6 protein-coding genes and 1 pseudogene are annotated in these 6,707 nt (G+C 44.7%); 3 read left to right on the top strand and 4 right to left on the bottom strand.

Features of this window, described 5'->3' with window-relative positions:
• Positions 1–89: 89 nt before the first annotated feature.
• Positions 90–422, bottom strand: a pseudogene (locus KDK15_RS16145) (type I glyceraldehyde-3-phosphate dehydrogenase); the annotation flags it as partial.
• Here KDK15_RS16145 and KDK15_RS16140 point away from each other — a divergent pair.
• Positions 342–545, top strand: a complete 204-nt coding sequence (locus KDK15_RS16140; RefSeq protein WP_257296415.1) for a hypothetical protein — start codon at positions 342–344, stop codon at positions 543–545. The pseudogene KDK15_RS16145 and the gene KDK15_RS16140 overlap by 81 nt on opposite strands.
• On the opposite strand, the gene KDK15_RS16135 is transcribed toward KDK15_RS16140, so the two are convergent.
• Positions 535–873: a metalloregulator ArsR/SmtB family transcription factor gene (locus KDK15_RS16135; protein ID WP_257296414.1), complete on the bottom strand. Its 339-nt coding sequence runs from the start codon at positions 871–873 to the stop codon at positions 535–537. The two genes, KDK15_RS16140 and KDK15_RS16135, sit on opposite strands and share 11 nt — an antisense overlap.
• A 394-nt stretch (positions 874–1,267) precedes the next feature.
• On the opposite strand from KDK15_RS16135, the gene KDK15_RS16130 reads away from it, so the two are divergent.
• Positions 1,268–1,900, top strand: a complete 633-nt coding sequence (locus KDK15_RS16130; RefSeq protein WP_257296413.1) for a hypothetical protein — start codon at positions 1,268–1,270, stop codon at positions 1,898–1,900.
• Positions 1,875–4,082 (top strand): polyprenyl synthetase family protein, encoded by a 2,208-nt coding sequence (locus KDK15_RS16125; RefSeq protein WP_257296412.1) that lies wholly within the window; start codon positions 1,875–1,877, stop codon positions 4,080–4,082. Before KDK15_RS16130 ends, KDK15_RS16125 begins: the two co-directional genes overlap by 26 nt.
• A 152-nt stretch (positions 4,083–4,234) precedes the next feature.
• Here KDK15_RS16125 and KDK15_RS16120 read toward each other — a convergent pair whose 3' ends face one another.
• Together KDK15_RS16120 and KDK15_RS16115 are read right to left on the bottom strand one after the other, a co-directional pair.
• Positions 4,235–4,435: a hypothetical protein gene (locus KDK15_RS16120; protein ID WP_257296411.1), complete on the bottom strand. Its 201-nt coding sequence runs from the start codon at positions 4,433–4,435 to the stop codon at positions 4,235–4,237.
• A gap of 235 nt (positions 4,436–4,670) precedes the next feature.
• On the bottom strand, positions 4,671–6,245 hold the full coding sequence (locus tag KDK15_RS16115) for an AbgT family transporter (protein WP_257296410.1): 1,575 nt from the start codon (positions 6,243–6,245) through the stop codon (positions 4,671–4,673).
• Positions 6,246–6,707 lie beyond the last annotated feature (462 nt).

The following is a 6,707-nucleotide window of genomic DNA, read 5'->3' as shown; positions in this document are numbered from 1 at the left end:
GTTCCAGTAGTTGAAGGTGATAAGCGCGTAATTTCTTATCTGTTGTTGCCGGAACAGCCTGCTGTTTTCAGCGTGGGTAGTCTTAGCCATCAGGAATTCTCTCTGCCAACCTTGAGCACCAGCTCTTCCGTACGACAGTCGTAGTCCATCTTATTATCGTACCAGACATAAATTTTCACCATGCGCTGGTTAACCACCATGGTGGACAGTGCATCAATAATTGAAGAACGCTGGTCACCACGGTAATCGATGGAAACCAGGGGCCTCTCTTCATAACCGAGGATGCCTCCAGTGAACCCTCGGCGGCTGATTTCAACAGCTGATTAACTTCTCAGATCCTTATGGGGGGCGTCCAGAATCGTCTGGGTATTGGTCAGGTCATGCACGGTGGTGATAGTACCGCGGGTAATGCCAAGGTTTTCGGCCAGGTCATTAATTCTGACGAACTAAATGTCCGGCCAGTGCCAGGCTGCTCTGAGGGTAAGTCTGCCAATACGGCCGAAGCCATTAATACCTACTTTGATCGTCATTGTCTTACTCCTTAATAGGGCGGTCAGGCATTGATTCCAGCCGGTCGGTATCCCGTTGGTACTGACTTTTCAGACAGTTTGAGTGGCGAAGACCATCAACAATTTTGTTCATCCAGCCGGGCAGGTCTTCTGCTATTGAATAGAAAATCCATTGATCTTTACGACGGGTTTTTAACAAACCGTGATTTCGCATTTGTGCCAGATGTCGGGATATTTTGGGCTGTGGCTCATCAAGAGCAGACAACAGTTCACAGACACACAGCTCACCTTGCCGGGCTATTAGCAGCAGGCAGCGGAGACGGATTTCATCCGCCATCATTTTAAAGAACTCGTGAGGTAGCATAAAAACCGCTCAAATATCTGAATATGCGAATATCCGCATGTATAGAGTAAAATGCAATCCTTAGTTGTTGTTTTTTGTGAGTGATCAAGTGTTAGGTTTTATTCAATAGCGTTGCTCAGGGACCTGTGCAGATAATTTTCCTGAAAAATGCTGAACTGCAGCCATACTGAACATCAGAATGTTAGTATGTCTAACCGTATTGTTAGTTGTTGCGGTAAATGGCTTTGATAAACTGCTTCCTAACATCCCTTGATAACATTTTGATTCTAAACGAGTTGAAATCAGGCTAACCATATTTGAATAAATCTTTATTATAAATCAAATGGTTATGACATTCTTGGTGGGGGGGTGGAATAATATTACGATTACTGATTAAAACGGATAACGTTTATTTATGATCTCTTGTGTTGGCAAAAGTGTAATTCCTGAAGCATCTTATCTGCCGCCCACTTTAACTAATGAAGAAAAGAATGAAGTCTGTGAGTATATTTCCAATAAATTCTCGCAGTGGGAAAAGGCTCCTTTATATAAGCGTTTACGCTACAGGGATATTAAGTCTCATTTGTTATCAAAGTCTGAAAAAATATCCAGAAAGTTTGGAATATCTAACTTTGGAGTAAAACATCAGATTGAAGAGATCTTTAACTCCATATCCAAAGATATGAGTCATTTTGATACCAAGTCTGGATTATTTCGTGGACTTCTTATGGGGCCAATATTGGATTTTATAATCAGAGATGATATCAATCCTGAGATATTGGCAAGAGCTAAAACCTTATTCAAAGATACTGATGATTTCGCTCTACTGGAAACCCAATATGAGGAATATGTTGAAAAAAAATTTGAAGCAATCCCGTCGAGTGACCTAAAGGAGCATGGCGAGTTACTGGATTCAGAGAAACTTTATGAACGGTATGAAAAGGCAGCGAGAGATGTGGTTGATAAAATCGTAGCTGATCATACTGGCGAAAATTTGAATTTTTGCGTTGGTAAAATCGGCGGTGAATTCTGTCAATATGCCGGATGATAAGTTAACCACGCAAGCAATTAAGCAGCTCCAGAAGGGTAACTTTAACGCCAGGCATGTCCGTAATTTTCAGGCTTATAAAAAACAGGCAAACCAAAATGCACTTAATGATTTCATCTTTAAATTCCTTGGTGGGAAAAACCCTGATCCAACTGATAAAACTACAGCATTATTCATTAAACGTGTTTATTTAATGATGAAGGGGTTATCATCTCACGGTTTCGAAAGTCTAAAGATTTTTCAAACAGGTGATGATGAAAAATTACTTGTACTATCCATTGATCAAAAAGCATGGTTGCGGTTTAACCTGAAAAAAACACTATGCGCCATGCCTGAAGGCATCATCAGTCAAGGGGCTGCCAACCAGATTGTGCGTACAACATTTGGTGTGGCAATTAATAGTTTGTGGGATATACCCCAAGATACCAGCAGTGAAGCCATCGTTGAGCGCTTTTTCAAGGCAGCACAGAAAGGCCTGCTGCTAGGTATGGCCTACGCCATCGTTGATGGCCTTTTGGATATTAAAAATAATCCTGGTCAGATGTATTCCGAGGGCCAAAAAAAAGAAGTATTTGAATTTATACGAAACTTATTATCAGGTAATTCAATGGATAGAAATGCCACACCTTTGGGTAAAATGGCATTTGGAAAAATCGCACTTGAGTTATATAAACACGTCGACGCTTTGCCGCCAGAGGAGCGAAGGCCTGTCCAGACAGCCCTGCTAATGCTTTTAGAGGGCCAGATACGTGATGACAAACTGGAGCAGATTACCGGCCTTACACTCAGGGATATTTTGATCAGTATGGCCATTAAAGGGGGAGCTACTTATTTATCGGGTTATTTACTGGGAGGGCAACCTTATCGTGAAGAAAATCTGCGAGAGTTTATGGAGTCGGGATTGCTCGGGCAAATTAGCGATGACTTTCATGATTGCAGAAAAGATCGGGATGAAGGTGTAGCCACCCTATTCACTCTGGCTGGGCAGTGTCATATTAATCCCATAGAGACCTATTTATCGGTGATCAGCTATTTGGCCGAGCGCTTTAAGGATAATCCTTATAAGATGTCTGCCTTGGGTGAGGCAGTCTATCGTCCAGTGGCTAATTGTGCAGAGACTTTAAATTTACTTTACGATCTTTACCATTTGGAGGAGAACTGGAATCAGGATTATTTCGAGTACCTCTGCCAGATTTCCGAGAAAAGTATGGCCAGCGGTGCCTCCCGTTCTCACTATTCAATTTTTGCCAATGTGCAGAGGGTGTGTGAGAAATGGCATCCTCGTAATCGGGATCTGGCCACTTTTCATATGGATGTTATAGACCCGGTCAACGAGGAAGTGCTGTTATCCAATCCGGGCCACAATCCGCTCGTGGATACTGCCAATTACAGTTTGAACGCAGGCGGCAAACGTTTGCGACCAATCCTTGTAATGGTTATGGCGAGTATCTATAAGATCGAACCCGCCAGGGCTATGCCACTGGCGGCAACGATTGAACGGTTGCACACAGCATCCTTGATTCTTGACGACCTGCCAGCCCAGGATGACGCCAATACCCGACGGGGAAAACCGACCGCCCACAAACAATACCCGGAGTGGAATGCCCAACTGGCTGCCATTGAGCTTATTATGTCTGCGATAGAAGTCTGCGCCAATGGGTTGGTTTTACAAGGGTTTGATGCTGATATTGTCAATAAAGTCGTGTATTACATTGCCAACAAGTCGAGACGGTTAAATCAGGGGCAGGCACATGATCTTGAATTGTCCAAAAATCCAAACCAGGCAATGAACGATGCTGAATACCTTCAGCAGCTGGATGAAATTGCCGCGTTGAAAACCGGCACCGCCATTGATCTCAGCATTGTTCCTGTGGCGATGCTGGCTCAAGCTGACGAATCAACTATTCAGGGTTTGCAGGATTTCTCCCGCAGGCTGGGAATCTTATACCAGGTGGTTGATGATATTCTTGATTGTACCAGCACCCCCGGGCAGCTTGGAAAAGATACCGGGATTGACGCAAAAAATGGTCTGAAAACCAGTGTTGATATCCTTGGTATTGATAACGCAAAAGCCCGCATGAATAAAATGGCCAAGGATATCCGACAAGATTATTCTGCATTACTGAGGCAGTCTAAAACGCTCCGGGATATTGTTGAGTTTATTGTAACCCGAAAAAAATAAACCTCATTCAATCACGAATAGTCATGTGATTACGCCTTTTTTAACAGCTCCTGGAAGAACGGTGGGTTGGGTATTGATGCCGACCGGTCGGTATCCTGCCGGTACTCACTGTTCAGACAGTTTGAGAGGCGAAGCCATCAACACTGATAGCTTTAGATAAGATAAAGCATTGCCATAAAGACAAAGCCGGGCAGAAAAAAACCAACCAGGGCTCCGGATTCTCTATCTCCCCAACGCTTCTCTGTCACTTTGCCGGAATAGTGGATAATAGCAATCCATGAAAGCAGGCAGATAGCTGCAATCATCCAGCTGATGGGTGTCATTCCATCAATGATTTTCATCAGATTGAACACAATCAGGAGTCCTCTCAAGCATGGTTTGCCACAAGACTGTTGGACTTAAGACTGTCCTGATGCGGTTGCGATAAATTGGTCTGAAAATTTCTCGCAATCCTCGCTACGGACGCTTAAGTCCAAAGGTTTTCTAAAAAGATAGACTCTTTTTGATGAAATAAGTTCCCTTACCGGGGAGAGGTGAAAAATGGTTATAAAAAAAGGGGCCTGAGCCCCTTAAAGAGTGAGATGGGTATTACATGGCCGGGTATGTGTAAGAAGCCTGAATACCCAGTGGCAGGCCAAGCGCCCAGTAGGCCAGCAGGAAGATAGTCCAGCCGATCAGCATGCTGATGGAGTATGGCATCATCATGGAAGCCAGAGAGCCGATACCTGAGTTCTTCACATAACGCTGGCAGTAAACCACCACCAGAGGGAAGTAAACCATCAGCGGAGAAATGATGTTAGAAACCGAGTCACCAACCCGGTAAGCCGCCTGAGACAGTTCTGGCGAGATACCCACTGCCATCAGCATGGGTACCAGGATTGGACCAATCAGTGCCCATTTGGCAGAAGAAGAGCCAATGATCAGGTTAACGGTGGCGGTCAGCAGGATCATACCAATAACCGTAATTTCCCCTGGCAGGTTCATGGCCTGCAGAACTTCCGCACCGCTCAGGGCCAGTACAGTACCCAGGTTAGACTGGGAGAACGCGTACAAAAACTGCGCACAGAAGAAAGACATTACCAGATAAGAGCCCATGGTGGACATGGTGCTGTTCATGGCAACAACGGTGTCTTTAGAGGTCTTGAAAGTGCCAGAAACTTTACCGTAGACAATACCCGGAATGATAAACAGGATAAAAATCAGCGGCACGATAGATTGCATCAAAGGTGCGGAGAATGCTGTGATTTCACCGGTCGGCGAGCGCAGTGGCGAAGTCTCAGGAATAACGGCAGCAACCAGCAATGCGATACCGGCCAGCATAGCCAGACCAGCGGCATTGAACGCTTTACTTTCTTCTGGAGTAAAGGAACTCAGGTCTGGTGCTTTCTCCGCATCTTCATCCAGAGTGGTCGTTCCCTGCAGATGTGGCTCAACAATTTTGTCAGTCACATACCAGCCAATAGCGACGATGACAATACTGGAAGCACCGGTGAAGAACAGGTTGGCCAGTGGGTTCATCTGGAAAGACGGATCAAGAATCTGTGCAGCCGACTGAGTAAAGCCCTGCAGTAGTGGATCAATACCGGATGGGATAAAGTTGGCGGAGAAACCACCGGATACACCGGCAAATGCCGCAGCGATACCCGCTAAAGGGTGACGTCCCGCAGCGTGAAAAATAATACCACCCAGAGGAATAACCAGAACATAACCAGCATCCGCTGCTGTATGGCTGACAATGGCAACCAGGATCAGCATTGGGGTTAACAGTTTTGCCGGGGTTACACCCAGCATCTTCTTAAGACCGGTATTGATGAAACCGGATTTTTCAGCCACACCGATACCCAGCATGGCAATAAGTACGATGCCCATGGGTGCAAAGCCAGCAAAATTCTTAACCATACTGGCAAGAAAGGCTGCAAGAGCAGAGCCGGTTAGCAGGTTTTTAACTGCCACAGTTTCACCGGTTGCCGGATGCACCATGTCCAGACTCATCTGGGACATCAAGGCAGACAGAACCCAGACAATGACCATGCCATAAAGGAATAGAAGTGTCGGATCCGGCAGTTTGTTACCTGCCTTTTCAACCGCGTTCAGGAAGCGATTCATCAACTTGGAATCACCAGGTTTCACCTCCGGTATTGGAGAAGCTTCAGTTACACTCATGGATGACTTTTTCTCGTACTGCTATTAATCGAAATGGAGTTTATGTAATAACTTTAAAAAATCAAAGATGAGATGCGGAATGATCCAGATCAATTAAACATATTAAAGGGAAGTGGAACGGTAATATTTAGAGATATTTTCTGATAAGGGTGGTGAAATTCTTTAACAAGATATCAGACAATTCGTGTGGGCGCTTGTGCGATTGCATCGGTTAACTGGCCTCTCTCTAAGAGAGTGTTCAGAAATACTTTAAGATGCTTGATTGATCAAGCGAACATACCCGAAATTCATTTAACATGAGCTTCATGTACGTTTAATTGTGAAATTGAGTCGTTAGCCTTCGGGTTAACAAAACGATTTAAACTGAAGAGTTTGATCTATATGATAAAACTCTCTTTTTGTTACAGCGCTCTTGATTAAAACCGCAACGAGCGCAACATTCGTTGTTATGATCCAAGGCTC

Source organism: Endozoicomonas sp. YOMI1, assembly GCF_024606345.1.
Taxonomy (GTDB): Bacteria; Pseudomonadota; Gammaproteobacteria; order Pseudomonadales; family Endozoicomonadaceae; genus Endozoicomonas.
The sequence above is the reverse complement of the archived record's forward strand: the minus strand, read 5'-3'. Positions and strand labels throughout refer to the sequence as shown.